The sequence below is a fragment of the Nonomuraea sp. NPDC050153 genome, assembly GCF_044460125.1.
Lineage (GTDB): Bacteria > Actinomycetota > Actinomycetes > Streptosporangiales > Streptosporangiaceae > Nonomuraea.
The window spans coordinates 173,420-189,549 of the sequence record NZ_JBITJQ010000024.1 but is presented as its reverse complement, the minus strand read 5'-3'; the positions used below and the strand labels follow the sequence as shown (position 1 = coordinate 189,549).

The 16,130-nt window shown below is 68.9% G+C and carries 13 protein-coding genes and 1 pseudogene; 8 read left to right on the top strand and 6 right to left on the bottom strand.

All coding sequences use genetic code 11. The features are described 5' to 3' along the window. Positions 1–498, bottom strand: a pseudogene (locus tag ACIBQ1_RS41825) (deoxyribose-phosphate aldolase); the annotation flags it as partial. After that, entirely contained in the window at positions 495–1,535 is a 1,041-nt protein-coding gene (locus ACIBQ1_RS41820) for a LacI family DNA-binding transcriptional regulator (RefSeq protein WP_397285968.1), read from the bottom strand. The gene ACIBQ1_RS41820 and the pseudogene ACIBQ1_RS41825, both read right to left, overlap by 4 nt. Positions 1,536–1,967: 432 nt before the next feature. On the opposite strand from ACIBQ1_RS41820, the gene ACIBQ1_RS41815 reads away from it, so the two are divergent. The 4 genes from ACIBQ1_RS41815 to ACIBQ1_RS41800 are packed head-to-tail and all read left to right on the top strand — an operon-like array spanning position 1,968 to position 6,505. Next, entirely contained in the window at positions 1,968–3,224 is a 1,257-nt protein-coding gene (locus tag ACIBQ1_RS41815; RefSeq protein WP_397285966.1) for an alpha-L-fucosidase, read from the top strand. Between the two features lie 16 nt (positions 3,225–3,240). After that, entirely contained in the window at positions 3,241–4,707 is a 1,467-nt protein-coding gene (locus ACIBQ1_RS41810; protein ID WP_397285964.1) for an ABC transporter substrate-binding protein, read from the top strand. 2 nt (positions 4,708–4,709) lie between these two features. Next, positions 4,710–5,597, top strand: a complete 888-nt coding sequence (locus ACIBQ1_RS41805; protein ID WP_397285962.1) for a carbohydrate ABC transporter permease — start codon at positions 4,710–4,712, stop codon at positions 5,595–5,597. 8 nt (positions 5,598–5,605) lie between these two features. Further along, the gene (locus tag ACIBQ1_RS41800; protein ID WP_397285959.1) at positions 5,606–6,505 is read left to right on the top strand and encodes a carbohydrate ABC transporter permease; all 900 of its coding nucleotides are present in this window, start codon (positions 5,606–5,608) and stop codon (positions 6,503–6,505) included. A gap of 43 nt (positions 6,506–6,548) precedes the next feature. On the opposite strand, the gene ACIBQ1_RS41795 is transcribed toward ACIBQ1_RS41800, so the two are convergent. After that, positions 6,549–7,622, bottom strand: a complete 1,074-nt coding sequence (locus tag ACIBQ1_RS41795) for a Gfo/Idh/MocA family protein (protein ID WP_397285957.1) — start codon at positions 7,620–7,622, stop codon at positions 6,549–6,551. A 203-nt stretch (positions 7,623–7,825) separates the two neighbouring features. Here ACIBQ1_RS41795 and ACIBQ1_RS41790 point away from each other — a divergent pair, with 203 nt between their 5' ends. Then, on the top strand, positions 7,826–8,857 hold the full coding sequence (locus tag ACIBQ1_RS41790; protein WP_397285955.1) for a hypothetical protein: 1,032 nt from the start codon (positions 7,826–7,828) through the stop codon (positions 8,855–8,857). A 338-nt stretch (positions 8,858–9,195) separates the two neighbouring features. After that, positions 9,196–10,908 carry a DUF1996 domain-containing protein gene (locus ACIBQ1_RS41785; RefSeq protein ID WP_397285953.1) on the top strand — a complete coding sequence of 571 codons (1,713 nt, stop codon included), beginning with the start codon at positions 9,196–9,198 and terminating at the stop codon, positions 10,906–10,908. A gap of 112 nt (positions 10,909–11,020) precedes the next feature. Here the strand turns inward: ACIBQ1_RS41785 and ACIBQ1_RS41780 are convergent, their stop codons facing one another. Then, complete coding sequence (locus ACIBQ1_RS41780; RefSeq protein WP_397285950.1) at positions 11,021–12,148, bottom strand: NAD(P)/FAD-dependent oxidoreductase; 1,128 nt, start codon at positions 12,146–12,148, stop codon at positions 11,021–11,023. A gap of 26 nt (positions 12,149–12,174) precedes the next feature. On the opposite strand from ACIBQ1_RS41780, the gene ACIBQ1_RS41775 reads away from it, so the two are divergent. After that, positions 12,175–12,657, top strand: a complete 483-nt coding sequence (locus ACIBQ1_RS41775) for a hypothetical protein (protein WP_397285948.1) — start codon at positions 12,175–12,177, stop codon at positions 12,655–12,657. 161 nt (positions 12,658–12,818) lie between these two features. Then, on the top strand, positions 12,819–13,226 hold the full coding sequence (locus tag ACIBQ1_RS41770; protein WP_397285946.1) for a pyridoxamine 5'-phosphate oxidase family protein: 408 nt from the start codon (positions 12,819–12,821) through the stop codon (positions 13,224–13,226). A 388-nt stretch (positions 13,227–13,614) separates the two neighbouring features. Here ACIBQ1_RS41770 and ACIBQ1_RS41765 read toward each other — a convergent pair whose 3' ends face one another. Further along, a complete protein-coding gene (locus ACIBQ1_RS41765; protein ID WP_397285944.1) occupies positions 13,615–14,253 on the bottom strand; it encodes a DUF305 domain-containing protein in 639 nt (212 codons plus the stop codon). Positions 14,254–14,375: 122 nt separating this feature from the next. Then, positions 14,376–16,070: a GAF domain-containing protein gene (locus ACIBQ1_RS41760; protein WP_397285942.1), complete on the bottom strand. Its 1,695-nt coding sequence runs from the start codon at positions 16,068–16,070 to the stop codon at positions 14,376–14,378. Between the last annotated feature and the right edge of the window lie 60 nt (positions 16,071–16,130).

Genomic DNA, 16,130 nt, shown 5'->3' with positions numbered 1-16,130 from the left:
GAACACCTTCAGGTAGCGGCCGGACAGGAACGCGCCCCGGTCGATCACCATGTCGATCTCGTCGGCGCCCGCCGCCACGGCCAGCGCGGTGTCGCCGACCTTGACCTCGCGGGAGGAGCGGCCGCTGGGGAAGGCGGTGGCCACCGAGGCGACCTTGACGCCCGAGCCGCGCAGCGCCTGGACCGCCACCGCGACCAGGTCGGGGTAGACGCAGACGGCGGCCACCTGGGGGGCGCCGCCGCCGGGGTGGACGGCCTTGGTGCACATCGCGCGCACCTTGCCGGCCGTGTCGGCTCCTTCGAGGGTGGTCAGGTCGACCATGGAGATGGCCAGGTCGATGGCCTGGGCCTTGGCCGTGGTCTTGATCGAACGGGTGCCCAGCATCGCCACCCGCTGGTCCGCGCCGACCCGGTCAACCCCGGGCAGGCCGTGCAGGAAAGCTCGCAACGCCGCCTCCGAAGAGGCCACGTCCGCGAGCGAGGTGGTCGCAACGCTCATCGCGATCGGGTCTTTCTCGTACGTGACGGAGCCGGCCGCCCGCCCGGCGGGGCGGTGGAGGCGCGTTCGATCAGCTTGGTGTCCAGGACGATGCGGCTGGCGCCGCCGCCGGTCTCGTCGGGGTCGAGCCGGCGCAGCAGCAGGCGCATGGCGAGCACGCCCTGCTCGAACATCGGCCGGTCGATGACGGTCAGGGGCGGCCTGAGCAGCGGACCGGTGTCCAGATCGTCGAAGCCGATCAGGCTGATCCGGCCGGGGACGTCGACCCGCATGTCGTGCAGCGCCTTGAGCGCGCCCACCGTCATGAGGTTGTTGGCGGCGAAGATGGCGGTGGGCGGCTGGGGAAGCGACAGCAGGGACAGCGTGAGCTGGTAGCCGCTGTGCTCCTTGAAGTCGCCGACCAGGTCGTACTCGGGCGGCACCTCGATGCCCGCCGCGGCGAGCGCCCCGACGAACCCCTCGCGCCGCAGCCGCCCGGGGGTGGTGTCCAGGGTGCCGCTGATCGCGGCCACCCGGGTGTGCCCGAGGGCCAGCAGGTGCTCGGCCGCCTGCTTGCCGCCGCCCACGTTGTCGACCAGCACGGCGTCGAACCGTTCTCCGCCCGCCAGATCGCGGTCCACGAACACCAGGGGCACGTCGGCGTCGCGGACGTGCAGCGGCGTCTGGTCCTGCTCGGTGGCGGGCGCGAGGATGATGCCGTCGACCCGGCGCACCATGTCCGCCAGCAGGTCGTCCTCCTGCTCGCCGCTCTCGTCGCTGTTGGCGAGCAGGATCCGGTACGGCTCCGTACGCGTGACGGACTCCATGCCCTTGACCACCGCGGCGAAGTACGGGTTCGTGATGTCCGGGACGACGACGCCGATGGTGTTGGTGCGCCCGGACTTCAGCGACTGCGCCGCGGCACTCGGCCAGTAGCCCAGCTCGTCGACGGCGGCCTGGACCGCCTCGTACGAGCGCACCCGCTGGCCCCGCAGGAAGCGCGAGACCGTCGCGGGAGAGACTCCGGCGCGAGCCGCCACGTCATGGATGGTGACCACGTGAGCTCCAAACTGAAATCGATGTCAGTGATGATGGCAGGAGGTGGCCACGGAGTGTCAACGTCACGTTTCCAACTCGTTACATCAACGGGCATTTCTCCCACTCAAGGGCAGGTTCACCCCCTCGTCCGGCCGAGTCATTCCTGAAACCGTTATCAGTAAGGGTCGCGACGGAGCGTCGATACAGGAAACATCGGATGTAGTCGCCCTGTCGTCACACCCATGAATACGGGACGAGACATCGGGGGCTCCGGCAGGCGATTCCCGCCTCATAGGCCACCATCAGCCGAAGTCGCGTTTGAAAGCCGGAGCGCCCGGCTGAGTCGCGACTCAAAGAACCCTTGACGACATCCGATGTTTCGCCTACGTTACCCGCAAGTCGATAGTTGCGAAAAATTTCGAACAGCACTAACACGACAGAGGGTGTCACGTATGTCCGATTCCCGCCTCGAAGAATTCCAGCAGCGCAGGTTCGGCCTGTTCGTTCACTGGGGGCTATATGCGCTGGCGGCCCGCCACGAGTGGGTCAAGCAGCGCGAGCACATGTCCGACGAGCAGTACCAGCGATACTTTGAGCGCTTCGACCCCGACCTGTTCGACCCCGACGCGTGGGCCGAGGCCGCGCAGCGGGCGGGGATGCGCTACACCGTGCTGACCTCCAAGCACCACGACGGCTTCTGCCTGTGGGACTCGGCCCTGACCGACTACTGCGTGAGCGGCACGCCGTACGGCAAGGACCTGATCGGTCCGTTCGTCGAGGCGTTCAGGAGCAGGGGTCTGGGGGTCGGGTTCTACTACTCGCTGCTGGACTGGCATCACCCGGACTTCCCGATCGACGGGCTGCATCCGGCGTACGTCGAGGGTGGCACGTTCCCCGACCGAGATGTCACGAAATATGCGGATTACCTGCACGGGCAGGTCGAGGAACTGCTCACCCGCTACGGCCCCCTCGACACGCTGTGGTTCGACTTCTCCTACGCCGGCCGGGTCAAGCAGGGCAAGCCGGTCTACGGCGGCAAGGGCAAGGCCGAGTGGCGTTCGGAGGAGCTGGTGGACAAGATCCGCCGCATCCAGCCGGACATCCTGATCAACAACCGGCTGGAGCTGCCGGGCGACTTCACCACACCGGAGCAGTTCCAGCCCCCCGCCCCGCTGTCGACGGTCTGGGAGGCCTGCCAGACGCTGAACGGAAGCTGGGGCTACCACCGGGACAACCACGCGTGGAAGTCGCCCGCCCTGCTCATCCGCATGCTGATCGACTCGGTCTCCAAGGACGGCAACCTGCTGCTCAACGTGGGGCCCAACGGCCGGGGCGAGTTCGAGCCCCGGGCACTCGACACGCTGCGGGAGATCGGCGACTGGATGCGGCTGCACAGCCAGTCGATCCACGGCGCGGGGGCCAGCCAGTTCCAGGCTCCCGAACACTGCCGCTACACCCAGCGCGGCGACCGGCTCTACGTGCACGTGTTCGCCTGGCCGTACCGGCACCTGCACCTGCCGGGGCTGGCGGGCAAGGTCCGCTACGCGCAGTTGCTCAACGACAGGTCGGAGATCCACACGTGGGCGCCCGACCCGAAGGTCGACAACGGGAACGTGAACTTCTTCACGATCCCCGAAGGCACGCTCACCCTCGAGCTTCCTGTGGAGCCGCCGGACGTGGCCGTCCCGGTGATCGAGCTCTTCCTCTGAAAGGCGACACCCCCCAATGGACAATCCCCTGCGCGGCCTGAACACCACGGGCCTGACCCGGCGCCAGATTCTCAGCCTCGCCGCCATGGCGGCGACCGCCGTACCTCTCACCGCCTGCGGGAGCAGTACGCGCACCCGCCAGGCGGGCCCGACCGCCTCGGCGTCGAGCAGCTCCGCGGTGATCAACCCGGACCGTCCGGAGAGCGCGCTGTTCCCCTACGCCGAGGCGGAGAAGCTCTTCGACTCGCTGCCGTGGCCCACGACCAAAGTGCCGGAACCCACGTCCAAGGTCACCGTCACCGTCGCGATCATCCCGGGTCAGCGGCACGAGGTGCGGCAGGCCCAGTTCGCCAAGTTCTTCAAGAAGCGGCATCCGAACATCGAGATCAAGGTGGAGGTCACGCCGTTCGACGACTTCCGCACCAAGTACCTGACCGGCGCCGCCAGCGGCGTGCTGCCCGACATCATGTACTCGCAGTTCCAGTGGGGGCAGAGCTTCATCAAGAACAACCTGTACCTCCCGCTGGACGACTACATCGCGGCCACGCCCGACTTCAACCGCGCCGACTTCTCCAAGGCGGCGCTCAGCTACTGGGAGCGTGACGGCAAGCTCTACGCGCTGGGCACCGACTCGGCGCCCAAGCTGCTCTTCTACAACAAGGAGATCTTCGAGAAGGCGGGCGCCAAAGTGCCCGACGCCTCCTGGACCTGGGACAAGCTCATGGAGGCCGCGCGCGGGCTGGTCTCGGGCACGGGTGCGCAGAAGGTCTTCGGGTTCACGCCGGTGCCCAAACCCAGCAGCGACCTCACCGCGACGTTCCTGCTCGCCCACGGCGGCCGCTACCTGACGGCCGACGAGAGCAAGTGCGTGATCCAGGAGCCGGCCAGCCGCGACGTGCTCAAGCGCTGGATCGACCTGCTGATCAAGGACAAGGCGATGCCCGACCTGGCCGAGACGCAGGCCACGGCGAAGGTGGAGCCGTTCACGCTGGGCCGGGGCGCCCTGTACGTCGGCGGCGCGTGGAACATCGTCACCCTGCTCACCCTGCCCGCCGAGCAGCAGTTCGACTGGAGCCTGACGCACGTGCCCAGCGGCCCCGAGGGCCGGTTCACCCCGGTCCTGGGCAGCGCCTTCGGCATCACCAGCAAGACGCGCAACCCCGAGGCGGCGTGGATCGTGCTCAACTCCCTGCGCTCCTACGCCGGCCACCGCTTCTTCCTCGACACCCCGCCGTCGCGGCTGTCGGCGTTCGAGGAGAACCTCCAGGACCTCAAGCTCGGCAAGGAGGTGATCGACACCACCAAGGAGTCGCTGCACAAGTACGGCACCAGCGACGGCGTGCTCAGGCTGCCCGCGACACCCAAGCTGGAGGACCTGACCAAACCGATCTGGGAACGGGTCATGTCGGGGTCGCTGTCGGTGGACGAGGGCCTCAAGCAGGTCACCGAGCGCGTCACGCCGATGCTCGCGGAGAACGCCTGACCATGGCAGCCTCCCCGCTCGTCCGGCGCGAGGCCCGCCGGTTCCACCTGTTCGCCCTGCCGTGGAGCATCGGCTTCGTCTTCTTCACCGGCGGGCCCATCATCGTGTCGCTGGTGCTCAGCTTCACCCGCTACGAGCTGCTGTCGAGCCCGCAGTGGGTGGGCCTGGACAACTACGTCCAGCTGCTCAACGACCCCGACTTCTGGGTGGCGACCCGGAACACCGTGTACTTCGGCGCCGCCTCCGCCGCGGCCGGTGTCACCTACAGCTTCGCCGCGGCGCTGCTGCTCAACGTCAAGCTGCGCGGGCAGGCGGTCTTCCGCACGATCATCTACATGCCGTCGGTGATCTCCGGTATCGCCACCGCCCTCCTCTGGATCCACGTGCTGCATCCCGACTACGGCCTGGTCAACTACCTCATCGGCTCCCTGGGCGTGCAGGGGCCCGGGTGGTTGACCGACTCGAGCTGGGCGATTCCCGGCCTGGTCATCATGACGACCTGGACCACCGGAAACGCGATGATCATCTTCCTGGCCGGGTTGCAGGGCGTGCCCGCCTCCCTCTACGAGGCCGCGCACATCGACGGCGCCGGCTGGTGGAGCAGGTTCAGGCACGTGACGATCCCGATGATGTCACCGGTCATCTTCTTCAACCTGGTCGTGGGGTTCATCGGCAGCTTGCAGGCCTACCAGCTCATCCTGTTCATGACCGACGGAGGGCCCGCCAACTCCACCCTGGTCCTGGGCCTGTACGTCTACCGCTACGCCTTCAAGTACTTCGAGATGGGCTACGCCTCGACGATCGCCTGGGCGCTGTTCTTCATCGTCATCGTGTTCACCCTGATCCAGTTCGGGCTCGCGCGCCGCTGGGTCCACTACGAGGTCAAGTAGGTCACCAGATGGCAATCAAGGTCCTGCCCGCACAGGCCCGCCCGGTGGAGAAACGACCTGTGGCCCCCGCCCAGGCCGACCAGATCCGCCGGATCCAGCGCCTGACGGCCTACGCGCTCCTCGTCCTGGCCTCGGCGGCGAGCCTGCTCCCCCTGCTGTGGATGCTCACCACCGCGCTCAAACCGTCCGGAGCCGTGCTGGAGTTTCCGCCGAGGTTCTTCCCCGACATCTTCACCTGGTCCAACTTCCCGGACGCGTGGACGAGCCTGCCCTTCAGCACCTTCCTGGTCAACAGCATCGTGGTGACCACGCTGTCGATCGTGGGCAATCTCGTCTCCTGCATCCTGCCCGCCTATGCCTTCGCGCGGCTGCGCTCGCGGGCGCGCGGCATGGCCTTCACGCTGATGCTGGGCACGATGATGATCCCCGGGCAGGTGGTCATCGTGCCGAGGTTCCTCCTGTTCTCCCAGCTGGACCTGGTCGACACCTTCTGGCCGCTGTTCCTGCCCAACTTCTTCGGCACCGCGCTGTACATCTTCCTGCTCAGGCAGTTCTTCACCACGATCCCGCAGGAACTGGTGGAGGCGGCGCGCATCGACGGCGCGGGGGAGCTGCGGATCCTCTGGCGGATCATGATCCCGCTGTCCAAACCGGCGATCGCGACCGTGACGCTGCTGTCGTTCGTCGGGACCTGGGGCGAGTACATCGATCCGCTGATCTACCTGCGCTCCACGGAGAACTACACGATCCCGCTCGGCATCTCGCTGTTCCGCGGCCAGTACACCGACGACTACAACCTCATGATGGCGGTGTCCATGCTCGCCCTGGTGCCGGTCATCGTGGTGTTCCTGGCGGCGCAGAAGTACTTCATCAGGGGCATCATGCTCACCGGCATAGCGGGGAGGTAGACCCGGCCGATTTCGAAACGTTGCGAAACGGATCGGCGCTCCTTCACCCCGCCCAGGCCTCCTTGCCGGTGGTGACCGGCCCGCCGGTCCGCGCCGATTCCCCGATGGCCAGGCCGATCAGGTGGTCCTGGCAGGCCTCGGCGAGCGGGTAGGGCGGCGGGCCCTCCTGGCGGGCCCAGGCGCCCGTGCGCTCGAGGAGGTCCGCGACCGCGATGTCGTCGTCGGACCGGGACGTGCCCTCGAACGGGTTGCGGTAGACCACCCGCCCGTCGAAGCTGATGTGCTTGAGGTCGCGCAGCTCCAGGCTGAGGTCGACGCCGGTGTCCCGCCGGACCAGCGCGGACTCCACCGGCGTCGTGGGGTCGACCAGCCGGACCACCCGGTCGTCGACCAGCTCGCCGATGGAGCCGCGCACCACGATGCGCCGCGTCCGCAGCGGATTCCACCACTGGTTGTCGGTGAAGTCGTACAGGCCCATCCTGCCGCCGAAGTCGAGGGTGGCGATGGTCGTGGTGAGCCGCTGCGGCGTGTCGTCACCGGTCCACCCGCCGAACCCCAGCGGGTCGGCGAGCGGCGCCTCGAACGCGCCGGCGCGCACCTCTGCGGCGTCGAACCCGACGCCCAGCAGGCCACGGATCAGCGACACCGCGTGGTACAGGTGGGTCGAGGAGATCTGGACCGAGGTCGGCTCGCCGATCACGCCCTCCCGGACGAGCGCCAGCCGGGCCGCGTGCCCGGGCATCAGCAGGTACTGCTCGGCCACCTGGACCAGGCCGGTGCCGCCGACGTCCCGCCACAACGACCGCAGCCCGGCCAGGTCCGGCGCGGGCGGCGTCTCCGCGAGGACCGGCACCCCGTGCCCGGCCACCTCGCGGATCGCGTCCGGCATCGCGGCCCACGGCACCGCCGCGGCGATGTAGTCGGGCCGCTCGTGCCGGAGCAGCTCGTCGATCGTGCGGAAGGCCGGCACGCCCCACTCGGCGCTCAGCTCGCTCCCCCGATCCGCGCTGCGGGTCACGACACCGCCGACCCGGAGCCGGTCCGGCATGGCGGCGGCCAGCCGCAGGAAGAACCTCGTCCGCCGTCCGCTGCCGATCGCGCCGAACGTCGTGGTCATGGAAGCCGGACCTCCTCGGGAGCCGGAACGATCTCGTGCCAGAGCGACTCCCGATCAGCGTACCCGGCGAGCCCCGCCGCCTCCCTTCCCCCCGGTGGAGCTGACTCAGCGTGAATAACGACTGTGAACATAATCCAAACGAGCAGGCACCGGATGGCCGTATCGGCAAGAATCGGCGGAGACCGTAATCTAGGAGGTTCCCTGTGCGCGCCGTTCTCACCGCCGTGCTCGCGACGCTCATCCTGTTGGCCACCGGGGTCAGTCCGGCCGGCGCCACCTCATCCCGATCGTCCTTGCCCGGCGGAAAGGCCAACTTCGTGGTCACGCAGGGCTTCCTGCGTGCCGCATCCACTCAGAACTGGGTGCGTCTGGCCACGTACCAGTTCAAGGCCAACGGCACGGTCAGCGCCAGCGGCTACCTGTGGTGGCAGCGCAACCCTGAAGGCCGGCAGGCCACCGGGGTCGTCCCGGACTCCAGCTGCGCCACCAAGGCGGGCGGCTCCAGCACCCGCGTACGCGCCTGCGACGTGCTGACCGCCCCCGGCTTCACCGGCGGCCCGGACGAATCCCGCACCGGCACGTACACCGTGGCCGGCAACGTGGTGAGCATCAGGTGGAAGATCGCCCAGAAGTGGACCGAGAAGTGGCAGGTGCAGGCGTCGCCCGACGGCAAGCTCGCCCAGCTGAAGTTCGCGGCCAGCGACCTGGCCACCAACGGCTACGGCTACGGGAGCAACGCCTCGTTCGGCACTCGCCGCGCGATGAGCTCCGTGCGCGCCTTCGGCGGCACGCTCAAGCAGGACCTGATCTCCTGGTCGCGCAACACCATCGTGAGGTCCGACGGCCAGACCTTCAAGCAGTCCTCCTTCCGCAGCTGCGCCACCACGACCTGGTGCCTGACCTACCTGCAGCCGTCCTCCCCCGGTGCCTGCCAGAAGGCCGGCGGCTGCCCCAACTTCGGCGGCGGCACCCGCGCGAACGTCAGCTCCATCCAGTACTACCTCACCAAGATCTCCAACCGGGACCGCCGCGACACCATGTGGCACTGGTGCACCTGCCTGGCGATGGAGAGCAAGACGTTCTGCTACTCGGGCAACTCGCACATCAAACCGCTCATGCAGATCATCGATGACAGCGGAGCCTTCCGCGGCTGGGTCGGCGCCGAGGCGTCCTTCTACAACGGGTCCAGGAGCAAGGACATGATGGCCGTCTTCCGCATCTCCGACTTCCGCTGAGGCGTGCGCGCCGACGCGGCCGCCCGGCGGTCGCGTCGGCCCGGGTCCGGCGGGTGATCGCTCCTGACAACCGCGTGTCACGGATTTGTAAAGCACAATTCGCGGCGACTGATCGAACTGCTCCTCATGGTCTCCCGTATCTCCCGGAGACCGGACTTCCACCCGGGTCATGAGACTTGAAGGAGCAACAGATGCGGAATCCGCTCGGGGGAAGACGACTCAGATCGTGGCGAGCGGCCGTTTCCTTAGGGGGAAGCATCGCACTTGTTCTGGCCGGCTCCTCGTTGCCCGCGCATGCGGGCACGGCGGCAGCGGCGCAGACCATCGTCTGCCCGAGCGTGGCGGACAAGCTCCCCGAAGTACCGGCTGCGGCCAGGGCTGAGGTCGATCGAAACCTCGCACTCCTGGAAACCCAGATCCAGGAGGCCAACAACCGACTCGCCCGCTCAGCGGGAGAAGGAGGCCCCAACTTCGTCCAGAACGCCATCCTCGGCCCCCTGGCCGACAAGCGCGCCGCCACCCTCGACCGCATCGCCATCGCCATCGGCCGCGTCGGCCAGCGCCCCAACGGCCTCAACGCCCTGGCCACCTGCAGGCTCAACGGCACCGCCGATAATGGCGGCAACGGCGGTAACGGCGGGAATGGAGGCAACGGCGGCAACGGCGGAAATGGCGGCAACGGCTCGCCCACCCAGGCGCCGAATCCAGGGAACACGGTGAGGCCGACCCAGGGAACGGGGTCGGGGTCCGGGCAGACCATCGTCTGTCCCAGCGTCGCGGACAAGCTCCCCGAAGTACCCGCGGCCGCCAAGGCTGAGGTCGATCGAAACCTCGCACTCCTGGAAACCCAGATCCAGGAGGCCAACAACCGACTCGCCCGCTCAGCGGGAGAAGGAGGCCCCAACTTCGTCCAGAACGCCATCCTCGGCCCCCTGGCCGACAAGCGCGCCGCCACCCTCGACCGCATCGCCATCGCCATCGGCCGCGTCGGCCAGCGCCCCAACGGCCTCAACGCCCTGGCCACCTGCAGCCTCGGTAACGGAGGCAACGGCGGCAACGGCGGAAATGGCGGCAACGAGGGCAACGGTGGAAATGGCGGCAACGGTGGGAACGGCGGCAACGGCTCGCCCAGCCCCCAGCCGAGCGACGGTGAAGGCGACGGCGGCCAGGGCAACAATGACGTCGGGCCCTTCCCCCAGGACTTCGTCGACATCCGGCAGGTCCAGCCTGGCCAGTCCAACCTCAACAACTTCGGGCAGGCCGGCAGGAACGGCTCCCGCGGCACCTTCGTCTCCCAGTGCGGAAGGAACGAGAACCGCCACAACAACTCGGACAACTTCATCGTCACCCCCGGCGTGAGCGACGGGGCACACCACCTCCACGACTACGTGGGCAACCTGTCAACGGACGGATTCTCCACTGACGAGAGCCTCTCCGCGGCGGGCACGACCTGCCAGCGGGGCGACCTGTCCGCGTACTTCTGGCCCGTGCTCAGGGACCGCACGTCGAACGAGAACGCCGACGACGAGCACGGCAACATCGGCCGGGTGCTGACGGCCCGCTCCGTGCAGTTGCAGTTCCGCGGCAACGCGTCCTCCCAGGTCGTGGCCATGCCGAGGTTCCTCAGGCTGATCACCGGTGACGCCAAGGCCGCGACGAACGGCGGGGCCAACGCGCGCGCCGCGTGGACCTGCACGGGATTCCAGAACCGCGTCACCGACAAGTACCCGCTGTGCCCGCGCGGCAGCCAGGTCGTCCGGATCCTGGACTTCCCCAGCTGCTGGGACGGGCAGAACATCGACAGCGCCAACCACCGCACGCACGTGGTCTTCCCCGGCCAGAACGGCGCCTGTGCCCAGGGCACCCAGGCGGTTCCCCAGCTGCGCATGACCCTCACCTACTCGGTGCCGCAGGGTCAGTCGTTCGCCGTGGACGCCTTCCCTGAGCAGAAGCACAACCCGATCACCGATCACGCCGACTTCGCCAACGTCATGCCCGACAACCTGATGCGCACCGTCGTCGACTGCATCAACCGGGGCCGCCGTTGCTGAACCGAACCCCACCGCATCGCCGCCCGCCCCATCATCTGGCGGCATGACCACACATCGGCCGGACCACTCTTCGCGGGTGGTCCGGCCGATGTCCTTTACGAGCGTCCGCCTGTCAGCCGGTGGTGAAGCGCTCGGGGCGGAAGTCCTCCAGGAGGGGATGCCTGGTGCCGCTGAGCACTTCGTAGGCGGTCAGCTCGCCGGCGATGAGCCCCAGCGTCGCACCCGAGTGGGTGAAGGCCACATGGCAGCCGGGCACCGCCTCCAGCTCGCCGAAAACCGGCTCGCCGTCCCCCGGAACGGGCTTGCGCCCGAGCCGCCACGACGCCGCCTGGAGGGGGACCTCCCCCTGGAGCAGAGCGGAGGCCTCGGCGACGAGCTCCTTGACGTACCTCTCGTCGATCGAGCAGGAGCCGTCCTCGTGCTCGACGATGTGCTCTTCGTACCAGGAGTGGTCGATCGCGAACGTCGAGCCGGGGTTGGGGCGCATCGCGGCGCGCGGGGTGTTCAGCACCGTGACGGCCGCCGTCTCGACCGGCTCCGTGACGACGAGCATGGACAGCGGGGACGCGTCCGGGAGGTCCACGCCGAGCTCCGCGACGACGGAAGGAGTCTGCGCGCCGCAGGCCACCACCACCGCGTCGCCACGCCAGGACGTGCCGTCGGCGGTGCGAACACCGCGTGCCCGGCCGTCCTCCACGGTCACCGAGCAGCGGCCGGCGCCGGTCACGAGGCGTCCCCCGCGGCGGATCAGCTCGTCGGCGAGCTCCTGGATCAGGTGCGGCAGGGAGACCCAGCCCTCACCGGGGTTGTGGACCGCGAGCCGGCCGCGCGGACCCGCCCGGACGCCGTCCACCCGGCCATCGACGTCGGCCCGGTCGAGGAGGTGGGAGTCGTAGCCATGGGCGATCTCGTGCTCGTGCCGGGCGCGGGTCGTCTCGGCGCCGTCGGGCGTCGTCCACCACAGGCCGCCGTCGAATCGCAGCCACTCCAGGGTCGGATCGGCGGCGAACAGGGTGCGGTAGCGATCGATGCCGAGCATGCGCAGGAAATGGTACGGGCCGGACCGGGCGCCCGCCGAGTTGAGCCAGGACAGCGAGCGTCCCGACGCCCCGCTGGCCAGTTCCGCCTCGGTGACCAGGACGACCTCGGCGCCGCCGCGTGCGAGGTGCACTGCGGTGGACACGCCGAGGATGCCACCCCCGAGGACGACGACGCGCCGGGACGCGGTGTGATCTGTCATGTGACTCCTCACTTCTTGGCGTAAGCATGAGCGCGCTCGATGACGTCCAGGACGTCGACGGCGTCGCGGGGATCGACGGGCAGGTCCGCGCCGTCGCGCAGGGCGTTCGCGGCCAGTTCGGCGTGCGTCGGCGGTGGCGTGCCCACGACGACGAGGTCCAGGCCGGAGGCGTGGGCGGCGGTTCGATCCTCATCGCCGTGCTGGCGGTCGTGGGCTTCACGATCATCAACAACCTCATCTCGGCGCCGATGATGGCGGCCGCCATACTCAGCTTTCCCTCGGAGGTCCGATCCAGCGCGGCGGCCCTGAACTTCAACGTCTCGACCTCGCTCATCGGCTCCACCACCGGCCTCGTCGCCGTCTGGCTGCACGACATCACCAAAAGCGACGTGACCTTCGGCTGGTACATGACCGGGTTCTGCCTGCTCTCCTTCGCGATCGCCATCTTCGCGCTCCCGACCGGCGCCCGCCGCGAACTCCCCGTGAGCCTCCTGGCCGAGCGGAAGTGACCGGCCGCCGCGCGTGCGGCGTGGGGCTGCTGAGCCAGGAGGTACGTCATCAGAGGATCGTCGTACCTTCGCCGCCGCCGCGTCCGGGCACGCGGCGAACCGCGGAAACGAAGGACTTTCGCCTCTAACACGGAGCCGTCATCAGCAGGGATGTTGGGGGTATGCAGCTCGATGCGTCCGGACTTCAGGTGCTCTCCCGCGAGGAGTGCTTCGGCCTGCTGTCCACGACCCCGATCGGTCGGATCGTGTTCACCGAACATGCCCTGCCGGCCGTGCAGCCGGTCAACTTCCGCCTCGACGGGCAGTCCATCGTGATCCGGACCTCGATGGATTCCAAGCTGGCGACCGCCACCCGGCACTCCGTGGTGGCCTTCGAGGCCGACGAACTCGACCCCGAGCTACGTACCGGCTGGTCCGTCACCGCGGTGGGACAGGCGCGGCCCGTGACCGACCCGGACGAGATCGACCGGCTGGCGGCGCTGCCCCTGACGACGTGGGCGCCGGGCGGCCGGGACCAGTACATCGTGGTCGACACCGCGCAGCTGTCCGGCCGACGCATCACCCTCTGAGCCGGCGCGCCTTTTGCGCATTTGACGAATCCAGGCAAAAACCCGGGATTCACCGCAAGACAACAGGCAACACTACAGTAAGTAATAGTCAGTCACAATCTGTAATCGGGGTGAAGTGATGCGCAAGGTGATCATTCTGACTGTGGCCGTCGCCGCCGCTGCCGCGCTGACGATGGTGGGTCTGGGGGTCCTTCGAGACGGCTCGCGTTCCCCCAAAGCCCGCTCTTGACGTCGGACCGGACGACGCCGGCCCCGTGAGGCCCGCAGTTCGCGTCGCGGGCTGCGGGCACAGAGGCGGGCACGGAGGCGGGCACGGAAGCGGGCACGGAAGCGGGCACGGAGGCGCGGTCACCGCTTGCCGGGTGCCCGCGCGATCATGGTCTGCCGGTCAGTTCCGCATCTGGCACGGCATGCTCCAGTCGCCGAACCAGTCGGCCAGATAACGCTGCATCCGGAACATCTCAACATGCCGGGCATCGCGCACCTTGGCGACGAAGCCGACGGCCTCGGGGTGCCGGGCCCGCCCGGACATCAGCAGCTGCTGGGACACTGTGACCGTCGCCATGTGATGCGGGATCATGTCGCGCAGGAACGCCTTGTCCAGCGCGTCGCCCGACAGCCCGGACAGGTCGCGGATCATCGGCCGGTAGCCGGCCGCCGCGCTCGAACGTCCTGGGTACCACCGGTCCAGCCAGGCTCTCATCGTGGCGATGTCGGCCTGCCGCGTTTTGACGATCGAGGCCCCGAGAGCGCGCATCTGCGGCCGGTCCGAGCGCCGCAGATGCCGGGCCGCAGCCACGGCTTCCTGATCGTGAGCGATCATGCCGGCCAGATAACCGGCCTCGTCATTGACGTTCATGCTGCGGGTGGACCCGTACCCCGTCGTGCCCCGATCTGCCGGTGTGGCGTTGCGCTGCTCGACGATGGCCTGCTGGGCGATGCCGGTGGCGGTGGCGGCAAGGCCGGTGACGGCGGCGGCCCCCAGGGCCGCGCCGGCAGCGATCCCCGCCACTGCCGAACGATTCATCTTTCGGGCTCCCCCGTTTCAGATTCCCCTCTCGATCCATGCTCGGGGTTGCCCGCCGTACGGCACAGAGCCTTACGGCCCCGGACGAATAGGACCAACGTCCTAAGATCTCGGATCCGGCCTCACAGCGGGATCTGCCAGCGCAGCCGTGTCCCTCCCTCTTCCGGCCTGTCCAGCTCGGCGGTGCCGCCCAGCCGGGTGGCTCGTTCCTCGATGTTGCGCAGGCCGCTGCGGCGTCCCGTCTCCGCCAGGCCGATGCCGTTGTCCGTGACCACCAGCACGAGCTCGCTGCCCGCGACCTCGACCAGGACGCCGGCGCGGGTCGAGCGGGAGTGGCGGACCACGTTGGACAGGGCCTCGCGCAACACGGCCAGCAGGTGCTCGGCGACCGGCTCGGGCACCAGCGCGTCGATCTGCCCTTCCATGCGCAGGCCCGGCATGAAGCCCAGATGGCCGGCGGCGCCCTCCACCAGCTCCACGATCTGCGTCCGCAGGCTGGGCGCGGTCTCGTCGCCGGAGCCCTGCAGCGCGAAGATGGACGAGCGGATCTGCCGGATCGTCTCGTCCAGCTCGTCGATCGCGTACTGGACCCGTTTGGCCGCCTCCGGCCGCTCGACCAGCCGGATCGTGCTCATCAACGTCATCGCCGTCGCGAACAGCCGCTGGATGACCACATCGTGCAGATCCTTGGCGATGCGGTCACGGTCCTCCAGCAGGCCCAGCCGCTCGGCGTCCCGGCGCGTCTCGGCCAGCTCCAGCGCGATCGCCGCCTGGCCCGCGAACGCCTGCAGCATCTGCTGATCCGCCGAGCTGAACGGCAGCCGCCCGCTCCGCTTGGCCAGCACCAGCACCCCGCGCACGTTCGGCGCGCCACCGAGCGGCACCAGCAGCACCGGCCCGTAGCCCATCCGCCGTAGCGGCGAGCCAGGGCGGGGGCCGCCCTGCGTGTCCGCGTCGGACATCGACTCGCCCTGGGTGAACACATCGCCCGCGAGCGACTCCGACACCGCGAAGACGGCGCCCAGCAGCTCCTGCGCGCCCTCGCCATCCGCGCACTCCACGATCAGCGACTGCCTCGTCGGCTCAGGTATGAGCACCTCGATCAGGTCGGCGTCGGTCATCTGGCGGGCGCAGCCCGCGACCAGGCTGAGCACCTGACGCGGGTCGGCGCCGGACAGCAGGCGCGTGGTCACCTTGGACGACGCCTGCAGCCAGGTCTCCCGCCGCCGCGACACCTCGTACAGGCGGGCGTTGTCCACGGCGACCCCGGCCGCGGTGGCCAGCGCCACGACGATGGCCTCGTCCTCCTCGTCGAACTCGCCGCCGCCACGCTTCTCGGTGAGGTAAAGATTTCCGAAAACCTCGTCACGCACCCGGATCGGGACGCCGAGGAAGGTGCCCATCGGCGGATGGCCGGCCGGGAAGCCGTACGACTCCGGATGGTCGGCGATGCGGCCCAGCCTGAGCGGCCGCGCGTCCTTGATCAGCAGCCCCAGGATGCCCAGGCCGTGCGGCCAGTGCTCGATCCTGGCGATCTCCTCCTCGGTCAGCCCGACCGGGATGAACTGAATGAGGGTGTTCTCGTGGCCGATCACGCCCAGCGCGCCGTAGCTGGCGTCCACCAGCTTGGTCGCGGTCTCCACGATGCGGCGCAGCACGCTCTCCAGATCGAGTTCGCTGCCCACCGACACCACGGCCTCGAGCAGCACGTGCACCCGGTCCCGGGTGGCCAGCACGGCGCTGAGCCGCACCTGCAGCTCGTCCAGCAGCTCGTCGAGCGGCATGTGCGGCATCACCGGGTGACGCTCGCTCTCCACATCTCTCAGTGTCGCACCAGGTCAGGCGGGACCTTCCGCGCGGTGGGCGCACGTTCCCCG